Source organism: Streptomyces sp. NPDC048018 (assembly GCF_043202995.1).
GTDB lineage: Bacteria > Actinomycetota > Actinomycetes > Streptomycetales > Streptomycetaceae > Streptomyces.
In genome coordinates this window covers 330,586-355,734 of sequence record NZ_JBIDBK010000005.1, presented here as the reverse complement: position 1 = coordinate 355,734, position 25,149 = coordinate 330,586, and the positions used below count along the sequence as shown (strand labels likewise).

Genomic DNA, 25,149 nt, shown 5'->3' with positions numbered 1-25,149 from the left:
TCGGGGCGGGGGGAGGGGGCGGAGGGGGTGTGCGGGGCCGGGGAAGTGACCGTGCCACCAGGGCGCTTGTGGCAGGGAGGAGACGCCGGTCACGGTGAATTCGTGCGCATCGTAGTCGTCCCCGTGGGTTCCGGTAACGGCGGCGGGAGGGTTGGGTTCCGCTACCGCCGGTAAAGGCTTCCGTACGCCCCATTGGCGTGGTTTACGGGTCTGTGGGCGTCGAGCACGGCGAACGGCGAAGGGCGCTCACGGCCACGGGGGCCGGCGCTCACGGCGAGGCGATCGCCCGGGCGGCCCGCACCTCCTGGCGCAGCGCGGAGAGCACCCCGTCCTCGTCGCCGCCGAGGTCCACGCGTACCTCCACGAGCACGTCGCTCGACCGCAGTCCCTCGGCCATCTCGCGCAACTGGCGCTCCACCGCGGCGACCTCGGCGGGTTCGGGGGCGGGTGCGCCGTGGTCGACGCGGATCCGGGCGGCGGTGGTCGCGTCCACGATGCGTTCCACGGCGATGGCGAGCGGCCACCAGGCGGCGGCCAGGTCGCCGGCGGGCGGCGGTTCCGTCAGGGCGCGCTGGAACTCCGACCGCACGCTCGACATGTCGCGGTACAGCTTGCGCCGGGCCCGGTGCCGGACCGCCGGGTCGGCGCCGACCGCGCCGGGCGCGAAGGCCAGCACGAGGTAGCCGGCGGTGTCGGCGACGGCGTCGGCCAGCCGGTCGGCGACCCGGGTGTGCCAGGACTCCGGCCACAGCAGGTAGCCGGCGACCAGGGCGATGGCGCAGCCGATGAGGGAGTCGTACAGGCGCGGCAGGACCAGGTGGAAGCGCTGGTGGTTGAGCAGGTCGGACAGGAGCAGGATGACCGGGGTGATGGCCGCGGTCTGGAAGGCGTACCCCTTCGCCGAGAAGGCCGGGATGAGCGCCGCGAGCACCATCATCACCGGCACGTCCCACCAGCCGCGCGGCACCGCGGCGAGCACGGGCGCGGCGAGCAGCAGCCCGCCGGCGGTGCCCAGGGCGCGGAGCACGGCCCGGGAGAACACCGAGCCGAAGTCCGGCTTCAGGACGAAGGTGACGGTGAGCGCGACCCAGTAGGAGCGCGGGACGGCGATGAGCGAGACGAGCGCCTGGGCGAGGCCGATGCAGAGGGCGAGCCGGAGGCCGTAGCGCCAGGAGGCACCGGACACCAGCGCGCCGCGGGTGGCGCGCCGGACGCGTACCCGCAGGGCGGCGGGGCGGCCGAGGCGGTCGTCGACGTTGTACGGGCGGGACTCGGTGCCGTTGACGAGGCCGGCCGCGTGGCGCAGGGCCTCGTCGACGGCCTTCTCGGAGGGCCGGCGGGCCTCGGGGAGGTCCGGCGCGGGCTCGCCGGTGCGGCCCGTCTCGACGGTGTCGGCGAGCGCGCGGACCGCGGCGGGGATCTGCGGCGGCAGCGGGCGGTGGAAGCGGCGGGCGGCGAAGTGGGCGGCGGGGGCGGCCTCCAGGAGCGGGATCAGCGCGTTGAGCTGGGACAGCAGGCGCACCAGGGTGGGCGCCCGGCCGTGGTGGCGGGCACGGCGGGCCAGGACGAGGTCGTAGGACTGGTTGAGGGAGGCGGTGACGGCCTGTCTGCGCTCGTCGTACGCGTCGGTGCCGGCGGCCTCGAAGAGCTCGGCGATCGCCCGGTAGGTCCCGGCGACGGCCGCCCGCTCGGGCTGCCCGCCGCGCAACGGCCAGCCGAGCAGGGTCAGGACGAGGACGACGACCCCGCCGAGGCCGAGCAGGACCGGGGCCTTCCACCAGGGCTGGGGCATGGGCAGGCCGGCGCCGACGACGGCGTTGAGGAGCAGGAGAAGCCCGGAGACGGAGGCGACGGCGCCGATCGACGAGATCATCCCCGAGACGAGCGCGACGAGCGTGAGCACGGCGACCGCGACCCAGCCCTCACCGAACACGAGCGTGCCGAGGGTGACGCCGAGGGCGCCGAAGAGCTGCGGGACGGCGATGTTGAGGATCCGCATCCGGTAGGCGTCGGCGGTGTCCCCGATGACCCCGGACAGTGCCCCCATCGACACGAGCGCCCCGTACGCCGGCCGGTCGGTCGCGAATCCGACGGCGAGCGGCGCTGCCAGCGCGACGGAGGCGCGGGCCACGGCGGGCCACGGTACGGGCGTGGGCTGCGGCCGGAGGCCGGCGGTGAGCCAGGCGGGCGGGGACAGCCGTGCGGGTTTCGCCATGCGACCAACGTAGGCGGTGGGGGCGCGATCCCGGCCGCCCCGGGGTCAGCTGCGGTAGTTCTCCACCTCGGCGGCGGGGCGCAGGGCCGCCGTGTCGGGGTCCTCGCCGAACTCGCTCTTCGCGCGGCGCTGCCGCAGCAGGTCCCAGCACTGGTCGAGCTGCACCTCCACCTCGGCGAGCCGGGTGCGTTCCTCGTCCGGGAGGCCGCCCGTGCGCTGCCGCAGCGCGCGCTCCTCCTCGACGAGGGCGCCGATGTTCTCGAGGATCTCGTCGTTGTCCATGCCTTCCAGCCTGGCCGATCGGTGCCCGGCCCGCAGGTCGGGGAGGGCCGGGCCGGGACCGGGCACCGCGGTGGCCGTCAGTGGCGCAGCGCCTGGGAGATCTCCGCCTTGGTGGCGCCGGTCAGCGAGCGGTTGCTGCGTGCCGTACCGGACTTGGACCTGCCGGGTTCGACCGCGTCGATGGTCATGACCACCACGTCGAGGAGATTGCCCTCCGTGTCGCGGAAGTTGACCTGGATCGTGTAGTCGGCGTTCTTGTCCAGGGGGTTCGTCGCGGTGATCTCGGCGACCGTCCGGTCGCCGTCGACGGACGTGGGGCCGGCCTTGACGTCGCCGGTGGCCTTCACCCCGTTCTTGACCTCGTCCATCTTCTGCTGCGCGGCCGAGGCCGCGGCGGCGGTGGCGGAGGCGACGATGCTCCCGGCCGTGTCCTTCGCCTCGTCGCATCCGGCGAGGGCCGGGCCGAGGGCGGCGACGGCGAGGACCGCGGCGGCCACGGAGGCGGCGCGGCGGCCGCGGGGGCGCGTCACAGGGTCCCGCGCCCGTACGAGTCGTCCGACGCGAGCGCCCAGACGACGAAGACGGACACGGCCATCGAGAACAGCGCCCACCACGGCTGGTACGGCAGGAACAGGAACTGGGCGACGATGTTGAGCGAGGCGAGCGCGATGCCCGCGATCCGGCCCCACTCGGCGCCCTTGAGGATCCCGATGCCGGCCACGGCGACGACGACGCCGAGGCAGAGGTGGATCACGCCCCAGGTGGTCAGGTTGAACCGGTACACGTAGCTGCCGACCCGGGCGTAGACGTTGTCCTCGGCGATGCCGGCGATGCCCTGGAAGACGTCCATGATGCCGACGACCAGCATCAGGACACCGGCGAAGAGGGTGCCGCCGGCGGCCCAGCCGCCGCTGTCCGACGGTTGCTTCGATGTGCGCGGAGGTGCGGTGTTCTGGCTCATGGCCTCATCGTGGGAGCGCCTGTTCGGTTCCGAATCTTCTGCTGGGCCGTAAGGGTGAGGGGACCCCCGGCCGCCCGTGCGGGCACCGCGGGCGGCGACCGGTCCGCGGCCCCGCTCCCGCCCCTCGGCGGCGCCGTGTGCCCGCCCTGCCGGGCGTGCTCTGCGGGATCGGCGCCGTGGCCGTTCGTCCGGCGGGTGTCCCACGGCCCGGGCGCCGCAGGCACCGGGCGTCCACCGGCTGATCCACTTGCGGGCGCTGCCGCGCGGGTGTGCTCTGGAGGGTGCACCAGCAGGCGCGGGAAAGGAGCCTCCGCCATGGCCGCACACGCAGCGGTACCCGCCCGCAGGCACTTCAGCACGCACGGCTGGGGGATACCCGTCACCCTGGGCATCGCCTACGCCCTCTACGCAGGGACCAACGCCCGCCAGGGCGGTCCGACGACCTGGGGCGACTTCTGGGTCGGCCTCATCAGCGGCGTCGTCGTCGCCGTCGCCGTGTGGACCCTGCACCGTTTCGGGCGGCACCTGCGGCGCGAGGTGCGTGCCGCGGCCTGGGGCGCCCTCGCCGGCATCGCGATCGGCTTCCTCTACAGCCTCACCGGCGCGAGCGTCTACTCCTCCACGCTCCTCGGCCTGATCGTCGCCGCGGTCAACGGGGGCGCCGCGTTCTACCTCTTCTTCACGCACGAGGACGCGTACGGTCGCCCGGCTCCTTACTGACCGCGGCCGGTCCGGCGCCGGTGGTACGCCACCGCCACCGCCGCGAGGAGCGGCGGCCAGGCGAGGAGCGGCGCGTAGCAGGCCACGAGCAGGGCGTCCTGGGCCGGTGAGGCCGGGATCCCCGGGCCGAGACCGGCGTACGCCGCGTACGCGCCCCACCCCGCGACCGCGCACAGCCCGGCCACCCCGGCGAGGGCGGTCGCGGTCGCGGCGGTGGGGTTCACGCGGCGCCCGCCGAGGAACGGCAGCCACCGCGGGAACACCTCGCCCCAGGCCCGCACGAGCCCCAGTGTCAGGAACGCCAGCAGCTCCGACACGACGCTCAGGGACACGACGTACAGGCACGCGCCGGGTCCCGTCATGGCGTCGCCGGCGTCCAGGGTGACCGGTAGCCCGGCGACGAGCGCGAGCCGCCACAGCCCCGACGGCAGCACGGCGAGCGGGACGGCGTGGGCGGCGAGCACGGCCCAACGCGGCACGGTGGGAAGAGCGTTCGTCTTCAGCATGGCCCCAGACTGACGGCGGGGCCGGGCCGGCGGCGTCGGCGCGGAGGCCGGTCCGCCTCCGCCGCGCGGGGGAGGCGCCCTCCTCCCCGGAGACGGTGCCCCCGGCGGCCCGCTCCCGGCCGCCGGAGCCCGCCGAGAGCGGCCCCGGCCACGCCCGGCGGCAGGACACGCGCGTGACCGACCTCGCCGTCGCGACCGAGGGCATGACCGGGGTCTCCCCCTGGACGCCGGGTGGCCGGCGCTGCTGGTGGTGGTCCGGGGCGGCGACGAGGCGGCTCTGCCACCGCGGGTGCTCAGCTGCGCGGTGTGGTCTGCTGCACGGCCCAGCGGTTGCCGTCGGGGTCGGCGAAGTAGACGAACGACCCCCAGGGCCGGTCGTCGATCGGGCTGACCTCGATGCCGCGGGCCACCAGGGCGGCGTGCGCCTCCTCGATGTCGGCCACGACGACCTGCATGTTGTCCAGGGAGCCCGGGGTCATCTCGGTGATCCCCTGCCCGAAGGCGATCGAACAGGCGGAGCCGGGCGGGGTCATCTGGACGAAGCGGATCGCCTCGCTGACCGTCACGTCGTGGTCGGGGTGGAAGCCGACCCGCTCGTAGAAGGCCTTGGCCCGGTCCACATCGGTGACGGGCACCCCGATCAGCTCCAGTTTGATGTCCATGTCGGCATCATCCGCTCCGGCCCGCCGGGGCGCCCGTTGACCTTCCCCCGCGGGGAAGGCCCAGCCTCGGTCGTGCCGGGCGGGAAGCCCGGTCCAGGGAGGCTGAAAGGCTGGGGCCATGCTGCTGCTGACGATCGGCGACTTCGCCCGCGCCACGGGGCTCTCGGCCAGGTCGCTGCGCCGCTACGACGACCGGGCGTGCTGCCGCCCGCCCGCGTCGACCCGTACTCCGGCTACCGGTACGGGCGCGGGCATTCGCGTCCGGGCGTCGGGGACGAGGTGCCCGGGCGTGGGGTGCCCGCCGGCCCCGGCGCGGTCCGGGGTCACGGGGCCGGGCTCACGGCGTCCGGCCCGGCCCGTCCGGCCTGACCCGAAGGACAGGCCTCAGCCCGTCGCCTCGTCCTCCGTCGTCTCGCCGCGCACCACCACGACCGGACACGGCGCGTGCTGCGTCACGTTCGTCGAGACGGAGCCGAGCACCGCCGCCTTGAAGCCGCTGTGGCCGCGGTCGCCCACGACCAGGAGCGACGCGCCCGCGGCCTGGTCGACGAGGGCCTGGGAGGGGTTGCCGCTCACGACCGTGCGGGTGGTCGTGGCGGCGGTCCCGGCCGGGAGCACCTTCGCCAGGGATCCGTCGAGGATCTGCCTCGCGAGCTCCTCGGGGTCGGACTCCGGCGGCACGCCCGGCATCAGCGTCGCCCAGGACGCCGGGTACTCCCAGCTGATCACCGCGTGGAGGGAGTCCCCGGTGAGGGAGGCCTGCCGGGCCGCCCACCTGAGCGCCTTCAGGGAGGACGCCGATCCGTCCACGCCCACCACGATTCTGCCGCCGGCCATCGCCGACCTCCGTTCGTCGTCGTTGTCGTCGTCGGGAAGCCTCACCCGAACCCCGGATCGCAAACGATCAGTCCAGGCGCAGGTCGGCCAGCTGCTTCTCGAACGGGACGAGGTCCTCGTCCGCCTCGGCCTCCTCGCGGGCCGGCCGGGCCCCGACCAGATCCGCGAACTCGCTGCCGGCGCGGGTGATCCGGGTCGGCAGGCCTTCGGTGTAGTCGTCGCCGCCCGAGCCCCAGTCCTCCGATGCCGCGTAGACGGCGGTCGGGGCGACCACGGCCCGCAGGTACGCGAAGAGCGGCCGGAGGGCGTGGTCGAGGACGAGGGAGTGGCGGGCGGTTCCGCCGGTCGCGCCGACGAGGACCGGGGTCCCGGTCAGCGCCGCCGGGTCGAGGAGGTCGAAGAAGGACTTGAACAGGCCGCTGTACGAGGCGGTGAAGACGGGGGTCACGGCGATGACCCCGTCCGCCGCGGTGACCTTGTCGATCGTCTCCCGGAGCTTCTCCGACGGGAAGCCGGTGACGAGGTTCTTCGCGATGTCGACGGCCAGGTCGCGCAGTTCGACGACCTCGACGTCGACGGCGTACTCCTGCTCGGCGAGCCGGTAGCGGGCGGCCTGGAGGAGCCGGTCGGCGAGCAGCCGGGTGGACGAGGGGCTGCTGAGGCCGGCCGAGACCGCGATCAGCTTCAGGGTGCGCACGGGGTCATGCCTCCTTCTTCGTCGCCGCGGCCGCCGGAACGGCCGGGTGGAGCGGGGCGGTCGCCGGGACGTCGGCCGGGCGCAGGTTCGCGAACTCCTTGCGCAGCACCGGCACGACCTCCTCGCCGAGGATGTCGAGCTGTTCGAGGACCGTCTTCAGCGGCAGTCCGGCGTGGTCGACCAGGAAGAGCTGCCGCTGGTAGTCGCCGACGTAGTCCCGGAACGACAGGGTGCGTTCGATGACCTCCTGCGGCGAGCCGACGGTCAGCGGGGTCTCGCGGCTGAACTCCTCCAGGGACGGACCGTGGCCGTAGACCGGCGCGTTGTCGAAGTACGGGCGGAACTCCCGCACGGCGTCCTGCGAGTTCTTGCGCAGGAAGACCTGGCCGCCGAGGCCGACGATCGCCTGCTCGGGGGTGCCGTGACCGTAGTGGGCGTACCGCTGCCGGTAGAGCCGGACCATCTTCTCGGTGTGCTGCTTGGGCCAGAAGATGTGGTTCGCGAAGAAGCCGTCGCCGTAGTACGCCGCCTGCTCGGCGATCTCGGGCGAGCGGATGGAGCCGTGCCAGACGAACGGCGGGACGCCGTCCAGCGGGCGCGGGGTGGACGTGAAGCCCTGGAGCGCGGTGCGGAACCTGCCCTCCCAGTCGACGACGTCCTCCCTCCACAGCTTGTGGAGGAGCGCGTAGTTCTCGATGGCGAGCGGTATGCCCTGGCGGATGTCCTGGCCGAACCACGGGTAGACCGGGCCGGTGTTGCCGCGGCCCATCATCAGGTCGACGCGCCCGTCGGCGAGGTGCTGCAGGGTCGCGTAGTCCTCGGCGATCTTCACCGGGTCGTTGGTGGTGATCAGGGTCGTGGAGGTGGAGAGGATCAGGTTCTCCGTGCGGGCCGCGATGTGGCCGAGGAGCGTCGTCGGGGAGGACGGGACGAACGGCGGGTTGTGGTGCTCGCCGGTCGCGAAGACGTCCAGGCCGACCTCTTCCGCCTTGAGCGCGATGGCGACGGTGTTCTTGATCCGCTCGTGCTCGGTGGGGGTCCGGCCGGTGGTGGGGTCGGTCGTCACGTCGCCGACGGTGAAGATCCCGAACTGCATCGCGCTCACCTCTCGCCTCTCGTAGTCTTTGGTTGAATCTTAAACTGTCCGCCTCAACGGTGCCACCTCCGCCCCTATTCCCGGCCCCCTCCCGGAGGGGGCCGTATCCGGCCGCCCGGCCACGGCCGTCGCCGCCCGAGGGCCGTGGCGGTCCGAGGGCCGTGGCGGCGCGGGCCGTGGCGGCGCGGGCCGCCGGGGGCCGCTCGCCCGCCCGGGGCCCGCCCGCCCGGCGGCGGCCCGCCCCGAGGCCCGCCCGCCCGGGGCCCGCCCACCCGGCGGCGGCCCGCCCGTACCCTGGACGCCATGACCGAGGGCACGAAGGACGCCGAGCGCGACGACGAGGGCTGGAAGGAGCGGGGCGTGATGCTCCGCGTCTTCGTCTACGTCTTCGCGACCCACGCCTTCGCCGGGTTCGTCTGGCTGCTCTTCTTCGTGGGGCAGAACGCCCCGAAGTAGGCGCCGGGCGGCCGGTTCCCGCCCTCCCGAAGGGCCTCCCGTAAAGTCCCCGACGTGAACGCTGCGATATCGGTCGTCGGAATCGGCGCGGACGGCTGGGACGGGCTCCCCGAGGCCTCCCGCCGCCCCCTGCGCGCCGCCGAGGTGCTGATCGGCGGCCCCCGCCAGCTCGACCTGCTCCCCGAAGGCGACTGCCCCGGCACCCGGGTCCCCTGGCCGAGCCCGCTGCGCCCCGCCGTCCCCGGCCTGCTCGCCGCCCACGAGGGGCGCCGGGTCGCCGTCCTCGCCAGCGGCGACCCCCTCTTCTACGGGATCGGGCGCACGCTCGCCGAGCTCGTCGGCCCCGACCGCCTCGACATCCGGCCGCACCCGTCCTCCGTCTCGTACGCCTGCGCCCGGCTCGGCTGGCCCCTGGAGACCACCGAGACGGTCTCCCTGGTCGCCCGGCCGCTCGACGCGCTCGCCGCCGCCCTCCACGACGGACGCCGGCTCCTGCTGCTCGGCGAGGGCCCCGACAGCCCCGCCCGGGTCGCCCGGCTGCTGCGCGAGCGCGGCTGGAGCGGCACCCGGATCCGGGTCCTGGAGCAGCTCGGCGGACCCGGCGAGCGGCTCCTCGACGGCACCGCCGCCGACTGGCCGTACGAGCGCACCGACGCTCTCCACGTCCTCGCCCTCGACTGCGTCCGCGACCCCGACACGCTGCGGCTCGGCACCACACCCGGCCTGCCCGACGAGGCGTACGAGCACGACGGCCAGCTCACCAAGCGGTACGTGCGGGCCGCCACCCTCGCCGCGCTCGCCCCCGCACCCGGCGAACTGCTCTGGGACATCGGCGGCGGCTCCGGGTCCATCGGCATCGAGTGGATGCGGGCCCACCGCGGCTGCCGGGCGGTCGCCGTCGAGAAGCAGCCCGAGCGCGCCGCGCGCATCGAGCGCAACGCCGCCGCCCTCGGCGTACCCGCCCTGAAGGTCGTCACGGCCGCCGCGCCCGGCGGCCTCGCCGCGCTCCCCACCCCCGACGCGATCTTCATCGGCGGCGGCCTGACCGCCCCCGGCCTGCTCGACGCCTGCTGGGACGCGCTCCCGGCCGGCGGCCGGCTCGTCGCCAACACCGTGACCCTGGAGTCCGAGGCGCTGCTCGCCGACCGCTACCGGCGGCACGGCGGCGAGCTGATCCGGCTCGCGGTCGCCGCCGCCGTGCCCGTGGGCGGCTTCACCGGCTGGCGCCAGGCCATGCCGGTCACCCAGTGGTCCGTAACGAAGGGTTGAACACAGAGATGACCGTCTACTTCATCGGCGCGGGCCCCGGCGCGGCCGACCTGATCACCGTGCGCGGCGCGCGGACCCTGGCGAAGTGCGGGGTCTGCCTCTACGCCGGCTCCCTGGTCCCGACCGAGCTGCTCGCCGAGTGCCCGCCGGACGCGAAGCTCGTCGACACCGCGAAGATGGACCTGGACGGGATCGTCGCCGAGATCGCCGCCGCCCACGAGGCCGGCGAGGACGTGGCGCGGCTGCACTCGGGCGACCCGTCCGTCTTCAGCGCCATGGCTGAGCAGATGCGCCGCCTGGACGCGGCCGGCATCCCGTACGAGGTCGTGCCGGGCGTTCCCGCCTTCGCGGCGGCCGCGGCGGCGCTGAAGCGGGAGCTGACGGTCCCGACCGTCGGCCAGACCGTGATCCTCACCCGTATCGCCCAGCAGGCCACGCCCATGCCCGAGGGCGAGGACCTGGCCACCCTCGGCCGCAGCGGCGCCCTGCTCGTCCTCCACCTCGGTGCCCGCTACGTCGACCGGATCGTCTCCGAGCTGGTCCCGAACTACGGCGTGGACTGCCCGGCCGCGGTGGTGGCGATGGCCGGCCGTCCCGACGAGATCGTGCTGCGCGGCACGCTGGAGGACATCGCGGAGCAGGTGAGGGCGGCGGGCATCACGAAGACCGCGGTCATCATCGTGGGCCGCACCCTGGCGGCGTCGGAGTTCCGCGACAGCCACCTCTACGACCCGGCCCGGGACCGCCACACCTGCTGACGGCGGCCCCCGCGGCCGGACGCCTCAGGCGTTCGGCCGCTTGCCGTGGTTCGCCTTCTTCTTCTTGCGGGCCCGCTTCTTGTTGCCGCGCTTCGCCATGGAACTCCCTCTCGGTCGGGGATGCTGCCGGGGCCAGCCTAGGGGCGGCCCCCGGCACCCGCACGCCGAATGTCAGCCCCGTGCGCTGCAATGAGCGGATGACCGTTCACGACGTGGCCCGGGCGCTGCCGGGCATCGGGGAACTGCGCGACCACTGCCGGGGGCTCGCGATGCTGGAGGCCGTGCTGAGCCCGGAGTGGGATGGGCGGTACCACTCCTTCGACGCCCGCTGGAACGAGCACGAGGAGATGGCCTCGATGCGCGACGGGCAGGGCGACGAGTTCTCGTTCGTCTTCTCGCCCGCAGGGGCGTACGCCCGGGGCTTCGCCCACGAGGCCCCGATGAGCCCCTGGGCCGACCGGGACGATCCCGAGGTGTGGCCGGGCGTCCTGGACGACGTGCCGGCGGTCTTCCGTGCGTACGTGACGGAGCCGGCGTTCTGCGAGGAGGGGATCCCGGCGGTCACCTGCTGCCTCTGGCGCGAAGCCGCCGACTCCGCCTGGCGCACCGGCACCATCGACTTCCCCACCTGGGGAGACGGCGAGCCGGACGGTGCCGACCGGCTCTTCGCCCTGCTCGTCGACCGCTCGGCGGAGGCGTACGCGGAGTGGGCCGCCGACTACTACGAGAGGGAGGTCGACGTCGAGGCCGTCCGGCACGTCCTCGCCCTGCGCCCCCTCACCCGGGAGGTCGTCGCGGCCCTCGACCCGGAGCTGACGCTCGCCGACCTGGCGGAGGACCTGCGGGAGACCGGCTATCCGGCCTGACCGGCCGCCGCCCACTCCGGCGCCAGCGCGGACATCAGCGTCGCGTCCACCCGCTCGCCCTCCCACAGCAGGGCGTCGCGGAGCACGCCCTCCGCGCGGAACCCGGCCTTCTCGTAGGCGCGGCGGGCGCGCGGATTGAAGGCGTACACCTCCAGCCAGACGCGGTGGAGACCGAGGGTCCCGAAGGCGTGGCCGACGAGGAGGCGGGTGGCCTGGGTGCCGAGGCCGCGGCCGATGCCGGCCGGGGTGAAGCAGATCCGGAAGGCGCAGCTCTCGTTGCCCGGGTCCCACTCGTTGAGGACCGCCTCGCCGACGACCAGTCCCGAGGCCCGCTCCACCACGGCCAGGTCGAGCCGGTCGTCCCGGGCGCCCCGCGAGCCGTACCAGCGGCGCAGCGCGGGCTCGTCGAAGCGGGTGTGGTTCCCGGTCAGCCGGGAGATCTCGGGGTCGTCGAACATGGGCAGCAGCGCCGGGACGTCGTCCTCGGTGACCGGACGCAGCGTGACGCGTTCGCCGGTGAGGGTGGGCTTGTGCGAGAAGTCGGCCATCCGGCGATTCTCCGCAGTGTCCCGCCGGCTGTCGCGGGATTTCCGGGGCGGCGCCACCGGCGGCGACGGCCACACGGAGGACGGCTCCCGCGAGCCGGACTACGCTCCCGGCCCCGCCACCGGCGAGCGTCCCACGACCACGCCCGCGCGGTCGATGCAGATCACGTCGACGGCGACGGGTGCGCCGCGCAGGACCGCGAGGGCCTCGTCGCGGGCGCGGACGGCGACCAGGTCGCCCAGCGGGACCCCGGCGGCCTCGCAGAGGCGGAGCGCGGCGAGCCCGGTGTTGGCGTCGGCGATCTCCGCGGCCAGGTCCTCGCCGGCGCCGCCCGTCCGGGCCAGGTCGGCGAGGAAGCCCTTGTCGACCCGGGAGCGCGCGGAGTGCAGGTCCAGGTGGCCGGCGGCCAGCTTGGACAGTTTGGCGAAGCCGCCGCAGACGGTGAGCCGGTCCACCGGGTGGCGGCGGACGTACTTGAGCACGGCGCCCGCGAAGTCGCCCATGTCGAGCAGCGCGATCTCCGGCAGGTCGTAGAGCTGGGTGACGGTCCGCTCGGAGGTGGAACCGGTGCAGCCGGCGACGTGGGTGAGGCCGCCGGCGCGGGCCACGTCGACGCCGCGGCGGATGGAGTCGATCCAGGCCGAGCAGGAGTAGGGGACGACGACGCCGGTGGTGCCGAGGATGGACAGTCCGCCGAGGATGCCGATGCGCGGGTTCCAGGTGGAGCGGGCGATCTCGGCGCCGTGGTCGACGGAGAGGGTGATCTCGACGTCGCCGGTGCCGCCGTGCGCGGCCGCGACCCGGGCCACGTGCTCGCGCATCATCTGGCGGGGGACCGGGTTGATCGCCGGTTCGCCGACGTCGAGGGGCAGCCCGGGCAGGGTCACGGTGCCGACGCCCTCACCGGCCCTGAAGACGACCCCGGAGCCGGCCGGGAGCAGCCGGACCGTGGAGCGGATCAGCGCGCCGTGCGTGACGTCCGGGTCGTCGCCGGCGTCCTTCACCACGCCGGCCGTCGCGGAGTCCGGTCCGGTCGACTCGACGGCGAGCGCGAAGGCGGGCGTCTGGCCCTTGGGCAGGGTGATCGTCACCGGGTCCGGGAAGTCCCCGGTGAGCAGCGCCGTGTAGGCGGCGGTGGTCGCCGCCGTCGCGCAGGCACCGGTCGTCCAGCCGGGGCGCAGACCGGTGTGCTTGAGTTGGGCCGCACGCCCGCCGGAACTCATGAACGGACTCCCAGGATTCCCATGCACGTACTCATCCTCGGCGGGACGGCCGAAGCGCGCGCCCTGGCCGGGCTGCTCCACCCGCGGGTCCGTGTCACGAGTTCCCTCGCCGGGCGGGTCGCGGCGCCCCGGCTGCCGGCCGGGGAGGTCCGGATCGGCGGCTTCGGCGGGCCGGAGGGGCTCGCCGCGTGGCTGCGGGAGCACGCCGTGGACGCGGTCATCGACGCCACCCATCCCTTCGCCGAGCGGATCAGTTTCCACGCGGCCGCGGCGGCCGCCACCGCCCATGTTCCCCTGCTCGCCCTGCGCCGCCCCGGCTGGGTCCCGGTGGACGGCGACCGGTGGCACGCGGTCGCCTCGCTGGAGGAGGCCGCGGCCGCCCTCGACGCCTTCGGTGACCGCGTCTTTTTGACCACCGGCCGCATGGGCCTCGCCACCTTCGCCGCCCGCCCCGAGTGGTTCCTGGTCCGCTCCGTCGACGCCCCCGAGGCCCCGATGCCCGCCCGCACCGAAGTGCTCCTGGACCGCGGTCCGTTCACCCTCGACGGCGAACGTGCCCTGCTCGCCGCCCACCGCATCGACGTCCTCGTGACCAAGGACAGCGGCGCCGCCGCCACCGCCCCCAAACTCACCGCGGCCCGCGAGGCCGGCATACCGGTCGTCGTGGTCCGCCGCCCGCCCGCCCCGGCCGGCGTCCTGACGGCGGCGACCGCGGAGGAGGCCGCCGTGTGGGTGGGGGCGCGGGAGCGGGCCGGGGGCTGAGCGCGCCGGACCCGGGCGGCGGGGCTCCTGCCTCGGCCGGTGACCGGGTCGGGCGGGACCAGGTCACCGGTGCGCTCGACGAGCGGGGCGGAGGGCGCCGGCTCGTCGCCGTGGTCCTACTCCTCCGGGTACCGCCGGGGTGTCCACGTGATCCGCTGTCCGTCGGCCCGTTCCGTCACCCGCGTCTGCGACGAGCCGATCAGCAGGAGCGTGCGCATGTCGACCTCGGCCGGGTCGAGGGTCTTCAGGGTGAGGATGCGGACCGACTGTTCCGGGCCGCCCACGTCGCGGGCGACCACGACCGGGGTGTCGGGGGACCGCAGCTCCAGGAGGAGGTCGCGGGCCGCGGCCACCTGGTGGGTGCGGGACCGGGAGCCCGGGTTGTAGACGGCCAGGACCAGGTCGGCCTCGGCGGCCGCGCGGACGCGGCGGGCGATGACGTCCCAGGGCTTGAGGCGGTCGGAGAGGGAGAGGGTGGCGTAGTCGTGGCCGAGGGGGGCGCCCGCGGCGGCGGCGGCCGCGTTGGCGGCGGTCACGCCCGGGAGGACGCGGACCGGGATGTCGGCGTATCGCTCCTCCGAGGCGACCTCCAGGACCGCCGTCGCCATGGCGAAGACGCCCGGGTCGCCGCCCGACACGACGGCGACGCGGCGGCCGCGGCGGGCCAGGTCGAGGGCGAACTCGGCGCGCTCCGACTCGACCTTGTTGTCCGAGCCGTGGCGGCGCTGGCTCGCCCGCAGGACCGGGACGCGGTCGAGGTAGGTGGTGTAGCCGACGAGGTCGTCGGCGTTGACGAGCGCGCCGCGGGACTCGGGCGTCAGCCACGGCGCGCCGGCCGGGCCGGTGCCGACGACCACGACCTCGCCGGCGGTCTCCCGGGTCTCGGGGGCCACGGCGTCGATGCGGGACGGGAGGACCGCCACCGAGAAGTACGGGACGGAGGCCGGGTCGACGTCGGCCAGGGCGTCGGTGCGCTCGCCCGCCATGAACGCGCGCTCCACGTAGCGCGCGTCCTCCAGGCGCCCCGCCCGCTCCAGCGCCCGCCGTACGGTCGGGAAGGTGCGGCCGAGCTTCATCACGACGGCCGAGTCGGTGCCCGCGAGGCGGGCGGTCAGCTCGTCCTCCGGCAGGGTGCCGGGGATGATCGTCAGCACCTCCTCCGCCTCGCACAGCGGCTCGCCCAGCCGGGCGGCGGCGGCGCTCACGGACGTGACGCCGGGGATGACGGTGGTGTCGTAGCGGTGCGCGAGCCGCTTGTGCATGTGCTGGTAGGAGCCGTAGAAGAGCGGGTCGCCCTCGGCGAGGACGGCGACCGTGCGGCCGGCGTCCAGGTGGGCGGCGAGGCGGGCCGAGGCCTCCTCGTAGAAGTCGTCGAGCGCGCCCCGGTAGCCGCCGGGGTGGTCGGTGGTCTCCACCGTGAGCGGGTACATCAGCCGCTCCTCGATGTGGTCCTCGCGCAGGTGCCCGGCCGCGATGGAGCGGGCGATGGACCGCCCGTGGCGGGCCGAGTGGTACGCGACCACGTCCGCCTCGGCGATGGCCTTCACGGCGGCCACGGTCATCAGGTTCGGGTCGCCGGGGCCGAGGCCCACGCCGTACAGCTTGCCGGTCACTTCTGGATCTCCGCTTCGTGCGCGAGGGCGTTGAGGGCCGCCGCGGTCATGGCGCTGCCGCCCCGCCGGCCGCGGACGACGAGGTACTCCAGGCCGAGGGTGTTCGCGGCGAGGGCGTCCTTGGACTCGGCGGCGCCGATGAAGCCGACCGGGATGCCGAGCACGGCGGCGGGCCTGCCGGCGCCCTTCGCGATCATCTCCAGGAGGTGGAAGAGGGCGGTCGGCGCGTTGCCGATGGCGACGACGGAGCCCTCCAGGCGGTCCCGCCACAGCTCCATGGCGGCGGCCGAGCGCGTGGTGCCGAGCTCGGCGGCGAGCCCGGGCACCGCCGGGTCGGACAGGGTGCAGACCACGTCGTTGTCGGCGGGCAGCCGCTTGCGGGTGACCCCGCTGGCGACCATCTGCGCGTCGCACAGGATGGGGGCGCCCGCGCGGAGCGCGGCGCGGGCCGAGGCCACGACACCGGGGGAGTACGCGACGTCCTGGACGAGGTCGGTCATGCCGCAGGCGTGGATCATCCGCACCGCCACGGTGGCGACGTCGGCGGGCAGGCCCGCGAGATCGGCCTCGGCGCGGATCGTGGCAAAGGAGCGGCGGTAGATCTCCGCCCCGTCCTTCTCGTACTCGAACATCCTGGGGCTCTCGCTCATCTCGTCGTGGTGCGGGCCGTGGCGACCGCTTCGGGCAGGGAGGTACGGGGTGTGGGGACGCCGGCCACCAGGTATCCGCCGTCGCCGGTGGCGAGGACGTCGACCCAGGTGCCGTGCGGGTGGCCGCAGCGGCGTTCGCAGCCGGAGAAGTGCACCGGCAGGAGCCCCGCGGGCGCCCGGCGGGCGTCGGCGCGCACGTCGTCGAGGGCCTTGGCGCAGCCGGGCCGCCCGGTGCACGCGGTGACCCGGGCGCCGGGCGCGTCGGGGCTCGTGACGAGGCCGTGCGCGGCGAGTTCCGGGAGCCGGGCGGGGGTGGTGCGGACGACCGCTCCGCGCCAGGGCGTCAGCCGGATCCCGTCCGCGGGCAGCAGTGCCCGCAGCTGGGTGGCGGTCAGCCGGCCGAGGGGGGCGAGGACGTACACCGCGTCCGCGCCGAGCGCTCCCGGCACGGGCGGTTCGCCCGGCGGGAGCGGGGAGTCCGGTACGGCCTCCGCCCGGATCCCCGCCTCCTCCAGTGCTCCGGTCAGGTCCGGCGCGTGGCCCGCGGGCAGTTCCCTCACCCGCCAGGCGCCGGTGCCGGCCGTGGCGGCGGCGTCGAGGAAGGCGAGCGCGGCGGCCAGGGCGGCGCGGGGCGCGTCGGCGGCGGGGACGCGGCGGACCTCGGGGCCGACGCGGAGCTCCGCGCCCGACGGCCCTGCGACCAAGGTCACATCGCCGCCGAGTCCGGCGACGTCGCCGCGGCCGTCGTCGAGCACGAAGAGGAACCGGCCCGAAAGGGACGCGGCCCGTGGCGCGTCGCACAGCAGCGCGTCGAGCTCGCGGACCCACAACTGCACGTCCCCGTGGCCGAGTCCGTCGAGGCCGGCGGCCGGCGAGGCGACGATGTTGCGCACCCGCTCGTGGGTGGGGGAGGGGAGCAGACCGGCCTCGTCGAGGAGGGCGGCGAGCTCGGCGCCGCAGCCGTCCCGGAGGCCGCGCAGCTCGGCGTTGCCGCGCGAGGTGACGCTGATGCCGCCGTCGCCCAGGGTCTCGGCCGCCGAGGCGAGCAGCTCCGTCTGACGCGACGTCAGCATGCCGCCGGGCAGGCGTAGTCGGGCGAGGAAGCCGTCGTCGGCGGCGTGCAGACGCAGCGCCCCCGGGCATGCGTCACCACGGTCCCGTATGAGTGGTTCGCCCGGTTCGGGCGAGCGGTGAGGGGTGGGCGGCATGGCGGCGAGCATACCCACGGCCCCCCGGCCGACCGAGGGCTTCCACGGGGGTGTGATCAGGCCTACTCGCCCGCACCGCCCCATCCGTCGACCCGCACGATCTAGGATGCAGACCGGCATGGGGTCCCAGGACCCCGGGGAGGAAGCCCGGTGAGAATCCGGCGCGGTCCCGCCACTGTGAGCCGGCCCCGGACCCCCGGGCGCCCGGTGAGTCAGGAACTCCCGCCGTCCATACGACCACCCGGGGCGCGGACAACCCCGAGGAAGGGCCTGAGCTCGCCATGCTCCTGCTGCTGTCGCACTCCGACACCGACCTGCTCAGCGCCCGTGCGGCGAACGCCGCCGAGGGCCCCGTCGCCTACCGCTTCGCCAACCCGGCACGGCTGCCCCACGCCGACCTCCCCGCCCTCCTCGACGGCGCCGAGCTCGTCGTCGTCCGCCTCCTCGGCGGCCTGCGCTCCTGGGAGGAGGGGCTCGACACGGTCCTGGCCGCCGGGAAGCCGGTGGTCGTGCTCAGCGGCGAACAGGCGCCCGACGCGCAGCTGATGGAGGTCTCCACCGTCCCCGTCGGCGTCGCCACCGAGGCCCACGCCTACCTGGCGCACGGCGGCCCGGCCAACCTGGAGCAGCTGGCCCGCTTCCTGTCCGACACGGTCCTGCTGACCGGCCACGGCTTCGAGTCCCCGGCGCCCGCCCCCACCTGGGGCCCGCTGGAGCGGACCGCGGGGAACGAGACCGGCCCCACGGTCGCCGTGCTCTACTACCGCGCCCACCACATGAGCGGCAACACCGCCTTCGTCGGCGCCCTGTGCGACGCGATCGAGCAGGCCGGCGGCCGCGCCAAGGCGCTGTACGTGGCCTCCCTGCGCGTCCCCGAGGCGGAGCTCCTCGACGAGCTGCGCGGCGCCGACGCCATCGTCACCACCGTCCTCGCGGCCGGCGGCACCAAGCCCGCCGAGGCGCAGGCCGGCGGTGACGAGGAGGCCTGGGACGCCGGCGCGCTCGCCGCGCTCGACGTGCCGATCCTCCAGGCGCTCTGCCTCACCGGCTCGCGCGCCGCGTGGGAGGAGAACGACGAGGGCCTGTCCCCGCTGGACGCGGCCACCCAGGTCGCCGTCCCCGAGTTCGACGGGCGCCTGATCACCGTGCCGTTCTCCTTCAAGGAGATCGACGAGGACGGCCTCCCGGCCTACGTCGCCGACGCCGAGCGCGCTGCCCGCGTGGCCGGCATCGCCGTCCGGCACGCCCGCCTGCGGCACATCCCGAACGCCGAGAAGAAGCTGGCGCTGGTCCTCTCCGCGTACCCGACGAAGCACTCCCGGATCGGCAACGCGGTGGGTCTCGACACCCCCGCCTCCGCCGTGGCGCTGCTGCGCCGGCTGCGCGCCGAGGGATACGACTTCGGCCCGGTCGAGGACATCCCGGGCCTCGTCTCCGGCGACGGCGACGAGCTGATCTACGCCCTCATCGAGGCCGGCGGCCACGACCAGGACTGGCTCACCGAGGAGCAGCTGGCCCGCAACCCCGTCCGCATCCCGGCCGCCGACTACCGGCGCTGGTACGCCGAGCTGCCGGCCGAGCTGCGCGAGCGGGTGGAGGAGCACTGGGGCCCGCCGCCCGGCGAGATGTTCCTCGACCGCTCGCGCAATCCCGAGGGCGACATCGTGCTCGGCGCGCTGCGCCGCGGGAACCTGCTGGTCCTCATCCAGCCGCCGCGCGGCTTCGGCGAGAACCCGATCGCGATCTACCACGACCCCGATCTGCCGCCGTCCCACCACTACCTGGCGGCCTACCGCTGGATCGCCGCCCGCGTCGAGGACGGCGGCTTCGGCGCCGACGCGATGGTGCACCTGGGCAAGCACGGCAACCTGGAGTGGCTGCCCGGCAAGAACGCGGGCCTGTCCGCCGCGTGCGGGCCGGACGCGGCGCTCGGCGACCTGCCGCTGGTCTACCCGTTCCTCGTCAACGACCCGGGTGAGGGCACCCAGGCCAAGCGCCGTGTGCACGCGACCCTCGTCGACCACCTGGTGCCGCCGATGGCCCGCGCCGACTCGTACGGCGACATCGCGCGCCTGGAGCAGCTGCTCGACGAGTACGCGCAGATCAGCAGCATGGACCCGGCGAAGCTGCCCGCGATCCGCGCCCAGATCTGGACGCTGATCCAGGCCGCGAAGCTGGACCACGACCTGGGCATGGACGACCGCCCGGACGACGACGGCTTCGACGACTTCCTGCTGCACGTCGACGGCTGGCTGTGCGAGGTCAAGGACGCCCAGATCCGCGACGGTCTGCACGTCCTCGGCGGCGCCCCGACCGGCCCCGAGCGGGTCAACCTGGTCCTGTCGATCCTGCGCGCCCGCCAGATCTGGGGCGGCACCCAGGCACTGCCCGGCCTGCGCGAGGCCCTCGGCCTCGACGAGTCGGCCGCGACCCGGACGACCGCCGACGAGGCGGAGGCGAAGGCGCGCGAGCTGGTCGAGGCGATGGAGGCCGCCGACTGGGCCGTGGACGCGGTCCCGGCCCTCGCCGAGCCGTACGGTCCGCAGGTCGCGGACGTGCTGCGCTTCGCCTGCGAGCAGGTCGTGCCCCGGCTCGCCGGGACCACCGACGAGCTCGACCACGCCGTCCACGCGCTGAACGGCGGCTTCGTGCCGGCCGGGCCGTCCGGCTCGCCGCTGCGCGGCCTGGTCAACGTGCTGCCGACCGGCCGCAACTTCTACTCCGTCGACCCCAAGGCCGTGCCGTCCCGCCTCGCGTGGGAGACCGGCCAGGCGCTCGCCGACTCGCTGCTCGCCCGCTACCGTGACGACAACGGCGAGTGGCCCACCTCGGTCGGACTCTCGCTGTGGGGCACGAGCGCGATGCGCACGGCGGGCGACGACGTCGCCGAGGCCCTCGCGCTGCTCGGCGTCCGCCCGCTGTGGGACGAGGCCTCGCGCCGGGTGAACGGCCTGGAGCCGATCCCGGCGGCCGAACTCGGCCGTCCGCGCATCGATGTGACGCTGCGCATCTCCGGCTTCTTCCGGGACGCCTTCCCGCACGTCATCGGGCTGCTCGACGACGCCGTACGGCTGGTCGCCGGCCTGGACGAGCCGGCCGAGGTCAACCACGTCCGCGCCCACGCGCAGGCCGACCTGGCCGAGCACGGCGACGAGCGCCGCGCCACCACCCGCATCTTCGGCTCCCGGCCGGGCACCTACGGCGCGGGCCTGCTCCAGCTGATCGACTCGCGCGACTGGCGCACCGACGCCGACCTGGCCGAGGTGTACACGGTGTGGGGCGGTTACGCGTACGGCCGCGGGCTCGAAGGGCGCCCGGCGCGCGCGGAGATGGAGACGGCGTACAAGCGGATCGCGGTGGCGGCGAAGAACACCGACACCCGCGAGCACGACATCGCCGACTCGGACGACTACTTCCAGTACCACGGCGGCATGGTGGCCACCGTCCGGGCGCTGCGCGGGACGGCCCCGGAGGCGTACATCGGCGACTCCACCCGCCCGGAGACCGTCCGCACCCGCACCCTCGTCGAGGAGACCTCGCGCGTCTTCCGCGCCCGGGTGGTCAACCCGCGCTGGATCGAGGCGATGCGCCGCCACGGCTACAAGGGCGCCTTCGAGCTGGCGGCGACCGTCGACTACCTCTTCGGCTACGACGCCACGACGGGCGTCGTCGCCGACTGGATGTACGACAAGCTCACCGAGGCCTACGTGCTCGACCCGGAGAACCAGGCCTTCCTGAAGCAGGCCAACCCCTGGGCCCTGCACGGCATCACCGAGCGCCTCCTGGAGGCCGAGTCCCGCGGCATGTGGGAGAAGCCGGACCCGGAGACGCTGGCGGCGCTGCGCCGGGTCTTCCTGGAGACGGAGGGCGACCTCGAAGGCGCCGCGGGCGACGACGAGGCCTGAGCTGTGCTCCCGGTCCGCGCGCGCTGTGTGCGGATCGGGACGGTGACCTGGGGCGGGGTGGTGGGCGTGCGTGCCCGCGCAGCGGTGACGGCGGCGGCGGTGCTGGGCCTGGGGCTTGCCCTGGGCGCCTGCTCGGGAGGCGGCGACGGGGGTGCGCCTCCGAAGCCCCCGAAGCCCGCGCGTCCCACGACGGCGCCCGCCGCGACGCCCTCGGCGTCCCCGTCGGCGGACCCGGCCGCGGAGCCGTCGGCGGACCCGGCCGCGAGCGCCACTCCGTCGAGGGTCCGGATCACCCCGGGCACCGGCGGGCGCTCGGCGAAGCCGTACCGGCCCGGGACGTCCGGCGGCGTCCGGAAGAAGGCGGCGGCGGAACCGCAGAACCCCTACGCCGGCCCGAACCCGCCCCCCGCGCCGGACCGCCCGGAGCCGCCGCCCTACACGCCGCCGCCGGCCTACCGGCCCGGCGACCCCGTCACCGTCGTCCCGGTGCCCACGTCGGAGCAGACCCCCTTCACCCCGGACACGGTGCGCCGACCCACGGCTCCAGCTCCATCCGCCGCCCCCGGAAACCCTCCCGCAGGCGCCGGTCGTGGCTGACGACGACCAGCGTGCCCGGGTAGCCGGCCAGGGCCGCCTCCAGCTCCTCCACCAGGGCCGGGGCCAGGTGGTTGGTCGGCTCGTCCAGGAGGAGCAGGTCCGCGGGCCGGGTCACCAGCCGGGCGAGCTCCAGCCGGCGCCGCTGACCGGCCGACAGGTGCCGCACCGGGACGGTCAGGTCGCGGGCCGTGAAGAGGCCGAGGGCGAGCAGCTCCTCCTCGCGGCCCTCCCCGAAGGCCGCCGCCACGGTACGGGGGTCGGTGGGCGGCGCGGTGTCCTGGCGGAGCAGACCGGCCCGTGCGGGCACCTTCACCGTGCCGCCGTCCGGGGCGAGTTCGCCCGCCAGGACCCGCAACAGGGTCGTCTTCCCGGCCCCGTTCGGGCCGGTGACCAGGAGGCGCTCGCCGGGCTCCAGGCGCAGGGCGTCCAGCCGGAGACGCCCGTCGACGCGCACGTCCGCGAGCTCGACCGGGGTCGGCTCGCCCTCGATCCGCGCGGCGAACCGCAGCGGGTCCGGCGGCCGGGGCGCCGGGTGCTCGGCGAGCTCCCGGAGCCGGGTGCGGGCGGCCCGGATCCTGCTCATCGCGCCGTGCGCCCGTGACCGCGCCCGGAAGGCGCCGGCGCCGCTGAACGCGGCGGGAGCCTTGCGCGGGATGAGGGAGAAGCGGTCGATGGTGCTGTCGGCGAGCCCCGCGTACCGGGCCCGCTCCGCCCGCCACTCCTCGTACTCCCGCTCCCGGCGGGCGCGTTCGGCCGCCCGAGCGGCCAGGTAGCCGGCGTAGCCGTCGCCGTGCCGCCGTACGGTCCGGGTCTCGTGGTCCACCTCCAGCACGGCGGTGGTGATCCGGTCCAGGAAGGTCCGGTCGTGCGTGACGGCGACGACCGTGCCCCGGTGGGTGCGCAGCCGCTGCTCCAGCCAGGCGACGGCCTCGTCGTCGAGGTCGTTGGTGGGCTCGTCGAGCAACAGCAGCTCGGGCTCGGCGGCGAGGGTCGCGGCGAGCGAGAGCCGGGACCGCCGGCCGCCGGACAGGGTGCCGAGCGGCCGGTCCCGGTCGAGCGGCGTGCGCTCGCCGAGCCGCCGGAGCACGGTCTCCACGCGCCGGTCGGCGCCCTCGCCGCCGCGGGCCTCGTAGGCCGCGAGCAGTTCGGCGTACCCGTCGAGGTCGCCGGTCGCGTCGAGCGCGGCCTCGGCCTCGCGGATGCGCCGTTCCAGTGTCCGGACGCCGGCGAGCGCCCGGTCGATCGCGTCTCCGACGGTGGCGGTGCCGGGCAGGTCCAGGGTCTGGGCGAGGTGCCCGACGCCGCCGGGGGACTCGACGGTGACGGTGCCGTGGTCGGGGCGCTCGATGCCGGCGAGGAGCCGCAGGAGGGTGGACTTGCCGGAGCCGTTGTCCCCGACGACGCCGACGCGTTCGCCGGCCCGGACGGTCAGCGAGACCCGGTCGAGGACGAGCCGGTCCCGAACGTACCGGTCGTCGTAGCGCTTGGTGACGTCGAGGAGATGGACACGGAACAAGGGCGACCTCCCGGGGCGCGGCGACGGGGACGGGATCCATGGAGCGAGATCCGCGACGAGACGTATCGTCTCGTCACCTGTTCACCGTACGCCTCCGGTCCTCGCCCGGCAAGACGTTTCGTCTCGCCACCGGACAGGTGCACCCGGCCTGGGTGGTCCGGCGGCGGACTTCACGTGCCGCCGATGAGTTCCGGCGGCGGCCAGGGTCTACCCCCTGACCGATCCACCACGGAGGAGAGAACCATGGCCGAGACCGACACCCGCACCCTGGAGACCGTCGGCGCGACCCTTCGCTACGACGTGCGCCCCGGCACCGGGAGCGACCCGCGCCCCCTGCTGCTCATCGGCTCCCCGATGGACGCGACCGGCTTCACCACCCTCGCCTCCCACTTCACCGACCGGACCGTCGTCACCTACGACCCGCGCGGGGTCGGCCGGAGCGTCCGCACGGACGGCGCCGCCGAGACGCTGCCCGAGGAGCACGCGGACGACCTGGCCCGGCTGATCGAGGACCTCGGCGCCGGTCCCGTGGACGTCTTCGCGAGCAGCGGCGGCGCCGTCAACTCCCTCGCGCTGGTCGCCGCGCGCGGGGACCTGGTGCACACCCTCGTCGCGCACGAGCCGCCGACCGCCCAGGTCGTCCCCGACCGGGAGCGGGCGCTCGCGGTCTGCGCGGACGTCCACGCGACCTACCTGCGCGACGGCTGGGGCGCGGGCATGGTCCGGTTCCTCGCGGTCGTCTCCCACAAGGGCCCGTTCCCGGCGGACTGGGCGGCGCGTCCGTTCGCCGCCCCGGACACCCTGGGCCTGCCGGCCGAGGACGACGGCAAGCGGGACGATCCGCTGCTCGGGCAGAACATGCGCGGCTGCACCTCCTTCGCCCCGGACTTCCCGGCGCTGCGGGCCGCGCCGACCCGGATCGTGGTCGCCGCCGGCGAGGAGTCCGAGGGAGAGTTCGCGGCGCGCGCGGCGGCTGCCGTCGCCGAGGGCCTCGGCACCCCGCTCGCCGTCTTCCCGAGCAACCACGGCGGCTTCCTGGGCGGCGAGTTCGGCCAGCAGGGCGCCCCGGAGGAGTTCGCGAAGACCCTGCGCGCCGTGCTGGAGGCGTGACCCCGGCCCGACGCGTCCCGCCTGACGCCCGCCGCCTGCTGCCTGGCGCCTGACACTCGCCGCCTGACACTCGCCGCCTGCCGCCTGCCGCCTGACCCGGGTGGCAGGCGGCGTCAGCCGGCCGGCGCTCCCAGGCGCACGTTCCAGCGCCCCGAGCGCCCCGACAGCTCGACCCGTTCCAGCGGGCGCACGTCGAGGCGCCAGAAGACCGCTTCCGCAGCCCCCAGCGCGTGGGCGACGCCCGCGCGGATGACGTCCGGCTCGGCGACGGCGACGACGGTGCCCGGCTCCAGGGCGTCCATCCAGCCCGCGACCCGGGCGCGCAGCTCCCGCAGGGACTCGCCGCCGTGCGGGGCGGCGGCCGGGTCGGACAGCCACGCGGCCACCGACTCCGGCTCGGAGGCGCCGAGTTCGTCGAGGCCGCGGCCCCGCCACCGGCCCATCGAGCAGCCCGCGAGCGCCGGTTCGGCCGGCACCTCCGGGTGCCCGAGGAGCCCGGCCGTCTCCGCGCAGCGCGCGGACGGCGAACGGAGCAGCCGCACCCGGGGCCCGGTGCGGAGCGGGCTGACGCTCCGGTTCCGCAGCGGCTCCAGCGGCTCGTCGTCGTCGAACCTCGCCTCGCGCAGGGACCGGTTCATGGCGGGCGCGATCAGGGAGAGGTGCACGGTCCCGGGCGGGGGCGTGGTCATGGGTG

The 25,149-nt window shown here is 75.3% G+C and carries 25 protein-coding genes and 1 riboswitch; of the genes, 8 read left to right on the top strand and 17 right to left on the bottom strand.

Annotation, left to right across the window (positions count from 1 at the left end; translation table 11 throughout):
- Positions 1–268: 268 nt before the first annotated feature.
- From ACGF1Z_RS21550 to ACGF1Z_RS21535, 4 genes are all read right to left on the bottom strand, one after another.
- The gene (locus ACGF1Z_RS21550) at positions 269–2,215 is read right to left on the bottom strand and encodes an FUSC family protein (protein WP_393006299.1); all 1,947 of its coding nucleotides are present in this window, start codon (positions 2,213–2,215) and stop codon (positions 269–271) included.
- 45 nt (positions 2,216–2,260) lie between these two features.
- Entirely contained in the window at positions 2,261–2,497 is a 237-nt protein-coding gene (locus ACGF1Z_RS21545) for a DUF2630 family protein (RefSeq protein WP_393006297.1), read from the bottom strand.
- A 77-nt stretch (positions 2,498–2,574) separates the two neighbouring features.
- On the bottom strand, positions 2,575–3,027 hold the full coding sequence (locus ACGF1Z_RS21540; protein WP_393006295.1) for a hypothetical protein: 453 nt from the start codon (positions 3,025–3,027) through the stop codon (positions 2,575–2,577).
- Positions 3,024–3,458, bottom strand: coding sequence for a hypothetical protein (locus ACGF1Z_RS21535; RefSeq protein ID WP_393006293.1), 435 nt, complete (start codon positions 3,456–3,458; stop codon positions 3,024–3,026). The genes ACGF1Z_RS21540 and ACGF1Z_RS21535 overlap by 4 nt, the downstream gene beginning before the upstream one ends.
- A 315-nt stretch (positions 3,459–3,773) precedes the next feature.
- Here ACGF1Z_RS21535 and ACGF1Z_RS21530 point away from each other — a divergent pair, with 315 nt between their 5' ends.
- On the top strand, positions 3,774–4,178 hold the full coding sequence (locus ACGF1Z_RS21530) for a hypothetical protein (protein ID WP_393006291.1): 405 nt from the start codon (positions 3,774–3,776) through the stop codon (positions 4,176–4,178).
- On the opposite strand, the gene ACGF1Z_RS21525 is transcribed toward ACGF1Z_RS21530, so the two are convergent.
- From ACGF1Z_RS21525 to ACGF1Z_RS21505, 5 genes are all read right to left on the bottom strand, one after another.
- On the bottom strand, positions 4,172–4,684 hold the full coding sequence (locus ACGF1Z_RS21525) for a hypothetical protein (RefSeq protein ID WP_393006289.1): 513 nt from the start codon (positions 4,682–4,684) through the stop codon (positions 4,172–4,174). The genes ACGF1Z_RS21530 and ACGF1Z_RS21525 overlap by 7 nt on opposite strands.
- A gap of 293 nt (positions 4,685–4,977) precedes the next feature.
- Positions 4,978–5,346, bottom strand: a complete 369-nt coding sequence (locus ACGF1Z_RS21520; RefSeq protein WP_393006287.1) for a VOC family protein — start codon at positions 5,344–5,346, stop codon at positions 4,978–4,980.
- Positions 5,347–5,730: 384 nt separating this feature from the next.
- Entirely contained in the window at positions 5,731–6,183 is a 453-nt protein-coding gene (locus tag ACGF1Z_RS21515; RefSeq protein ID WP_393006285.1) for a universal stress protein, read from the bottom strand.
- Positions 6,184–6,250: 67 nt separating this feature from the next.
- Positions 6,251–6,880, bottom strand: coding sequence for an FMN reductase (locus tag ACGF1Z_RS21510; RefSeq protein ID WP_393006283.1), 630 nt, complete (start codon positions 6,878–6,880; stop codon positions 6,251–6,253).
- 4 nt (positions 6,881–6,884) lie between these two features.
- Positions 6,885–7,976 (bottom strand): LLM class flavin-dependent oxidoreductase, encoded by a 1,092-nt coding sequence (locus ACGF1Z_RS21505; protein WP_393006281.1) that lies wholly within the window; start codon positions 7,974–7,976, stop codon positions 6,885–6,887.
- 303 nt (positions 7,977–8,279) lie between these two features.
- Here ACGF1Z_RS21505 and ACGF1Z_RS21500 point away from each other — a divergent pair, with 303 nt between their 5' ends.
- The 3 genes from ACGF1Z_RS21500 to cobM are packed head-to-tail and all read left to right on the top strand — an operon-like array spanning position 8,280 to position 10,459.
- Positions 8,280–8,432, top strand: a complete 153-nt coding sequence (locus ACGF1Z_RS21500) for a DUF6126 family protein (protein WP_393006279.1) — start codon at positions 8,280–8,282, stop codon at positions 8,430–8,432.
- Between the two features lie 54 nt (positions 8,433–8,486).
- Positions 8,487–9,701 carry a precorrin-6y C5,15-methyltransferase (decarboxylating) subunit CbiE gene (gene cbiE, locus ACGF1Z_RS21495; RefSeq protein ID WP_393006277.1) on the top strand — a complete coding sequence of 405 codons (1,215 nt, stop codon included), beginning with the start codon at positions 8,487–8,489 and terminating at the stop codon, positions 9,699–9,701.
- An 8-nt stretch (positions 9,702–9,709) separates the two neighbouring features.
- Positions 9,710–10,459 carry a precorrin-4 C(11)-methyltransferase gene (cobM, locus tag ACGF1Z_RS21490; protein WP_393006275.1) on the top strand — a complete coding sequence of 250 codons (750 nt, stop codon included), beginning with the start codon at positions 9,710–9,712 and terminating at the stop codon, positions 10,457–10,459.
- A gap of 24 nt (positions 10,460–10,483) precedes the next feature.
- On the opposite strand, the gene ACGF1Z_RS21485 is transcribed toward cobM, so the two are convergent.
- Positions 10,484–10,558: a 50S ribosomal protein bL37 gene (locus tag ACGF1Z_RS21485; RefSeq protein ID WP_099895366.1), complete on the bottom strand. Its 75-nt coding sequence runs from the start codon at positions 10,556–10,558 to the stop codon at positions 10,484–10,486.
- Between the two features lie 98 nt (positions 10,559–10,656).
- Between ACGF1Z_RS21485 and ACGF1Z_RS21480 the strand changes: the two genes are divergently transcribed.
- Entirely contained in the window at positions 10,657–11,325 is a 669-nt protein-coding gene (locus ACGF1Z_RS21480; RefSeq protein WP_393006273.1) for a hypothetical protein, read from the top strand.
- On the opposite strand, the gene ACGF1Z_RS21475 is transcribed toward ACGF1Z_RS21480, so the two are convergent.
- Positions 11,313–11,873, bottom strand: coding sequence for a GNAT family N-acetyltransferase (locus ACGF1Z_RS21475; RefSeq protein WP_393006271.1), 561 nt, complete (start codon positions 11,871–11,873; stop codon positions 11,313–11,315). The two genes, ACGF1Z_RS21480 and ACGF1Z_RS21475, sit on opposite strands and share 13 nt — an antisense overlap.
- Before the next feature lie 99 nt (positions 11,874–11,972).
- The gene (locus ACGF1Z_RS21470) at positions 11,973–13,094 is read right to left on the bottom strand and encodes a cobalt-precorrin-5B (C(1))-methyltransferase (protein WP_393006269.1); all 1,122 of its coding nucleotides are present in this window, start codon (positions 13,092–13,094) and stop codon (positions 11,973–11,975) included.
- Positions 13,095–13,115: 21 nt separating this feature from the next.
- Between ACGF1Z_RS21470 and ACGF1Z_RS21465 the strand changes: the two genes are divergently transcribed.
- The gene (locus tag ACGF1Z_RS21465; protein ID WP_393006267.1) at positions 13,116–13,856 is read left to right on the top strand and encodes a cobalt-precorrin-6A reductase; all 741 of its coding nucleotides are present in this window, start codon (positions 13,116–13,118) and stop codon (positions 13,854–13,856) included.
- 116 nt (positions 13,857–13,972) lie between these two features.
- On the opposite strand, the gene cobJ is transcribed toward ACGF1Z_RS21465, so the two are convergent.
- From cobJ to ACGF1Z_RS21450, 3 genes are read right to left on the bottom strand one after another with little or no spacing between them, the layout of a single operon-like run.
- The gene (gene cobJ, locus ACGF1Z_RS21460; RefSeq protein WP_393006910.1) at positions 13,973–15,418 is read right to left on the bottom strand and encodes a precorrin-3B C(17)-methyltransferase; all 1,446 of its coding nucleotides are present in this window, start codon (positions 15,416–15,418) and stop codon (positions 13,973–13,975) included.
- 47 nt (positions 15,419–15,465) lie between these two features.
- The gene (locus ACGF1Z_RS21455) at positions 15,466–16,101 is read right to left on the bottom strand and encodes a precorrin-8X methylmutase (RefSeq protein ID WP_393006908.1); all 636 of its coding nucleotides are present in this window, start codon (positions 16,099–16,101) and stop codon (positions 15,466–15,468) included.
- Positions 16,102–16,115: 14 nt separating this feature from the next.
- Complete coding sequence (locus ACGF1Z_RS21450; protein ID WP_393006265.1) at positions 16,116–17,339, bottom strand: cobalamin biosynthesis protein CobG; 1,224 nt, start codon at positions 17,337–17,339, stop codon at positions 16,116–16,118.
- Between the two features lie 127 nt (positions 17,340–17,466).
- A riboswitch (cobalamin riboswitch) is annotated at positions 17,467–17,549 on the top strand.
- Between the two features lie 59 nt (positions 17,550–17,608).
- Here ACGF1Z_RS21450 and cobN point away from each other — a divergent pair.
- The gene (gene cobN / locus ACGF1Z_RS21445; RefSeq protein WP_393006263.1) at positions 17,609–21,232 is read left to right on the top strand and encodes a cobaltochelatase subunit CobN; all 3,624 of its coding nucleotides are present in this window, start codon (positions 17,609–17,611) and stop codon (positions 21,230–21,232) included.
- A gap of 511 nt (positions 21,233–21,743) precedes the next feature.
- Here the strand turns inward: cobN and abc-f are convergent.
- The gene (gene abc-f / locus ACGF1Z_RS21440) at positions 21,744–23,345 is read right to left on the bottom strand and encodes a ribosomal protection-like ABC-F family protein (protein ID WP_393006261.1); all 1,602 of its coding nucleotides are present in this window, start codon (positions 23,343–23,345) and stop codon (positions 21,744–21,746) included.
- 243 nt (positions 23,346–23,588) lie between these two features.
- Here abc-f and ACGF1Z_RS21435 point away from each other — a divergent pair, with 243 nt between their 5' ends.
- On the top strand, positions 23,589–24,455 hold the full coding sequence (locus tag ACGF1Z_RS21435) for an alpha/beta fold hydrolase (protein WP_393006259.1): 867 nt from the start codon (positions 23,589–23,591) through the stop codon (positions 24,453–24,455).
- 113 nt (positions 24,456–24,568) lie between these two features.
- Here the strand turns inward: ACGF1Z_RS21435 and ACGF1Z_RS21430 are convergent, their stop codons facing one another.
- Positions 24,569–25,144 carry a histidine phosphatase family protein gene (locus ACGF1Z_RS21430; protein ID WP_393006257.1) on the bottom strand — a complete coding sequence of 192 codons (576 nt, stop codon included), beginning with the start codon at positions 25,142–25,144 and terminating at the stop codon, positions 24,569–24,571.
- Positions 25,145–25,149 lie beyond the last annotated feature (5 nt).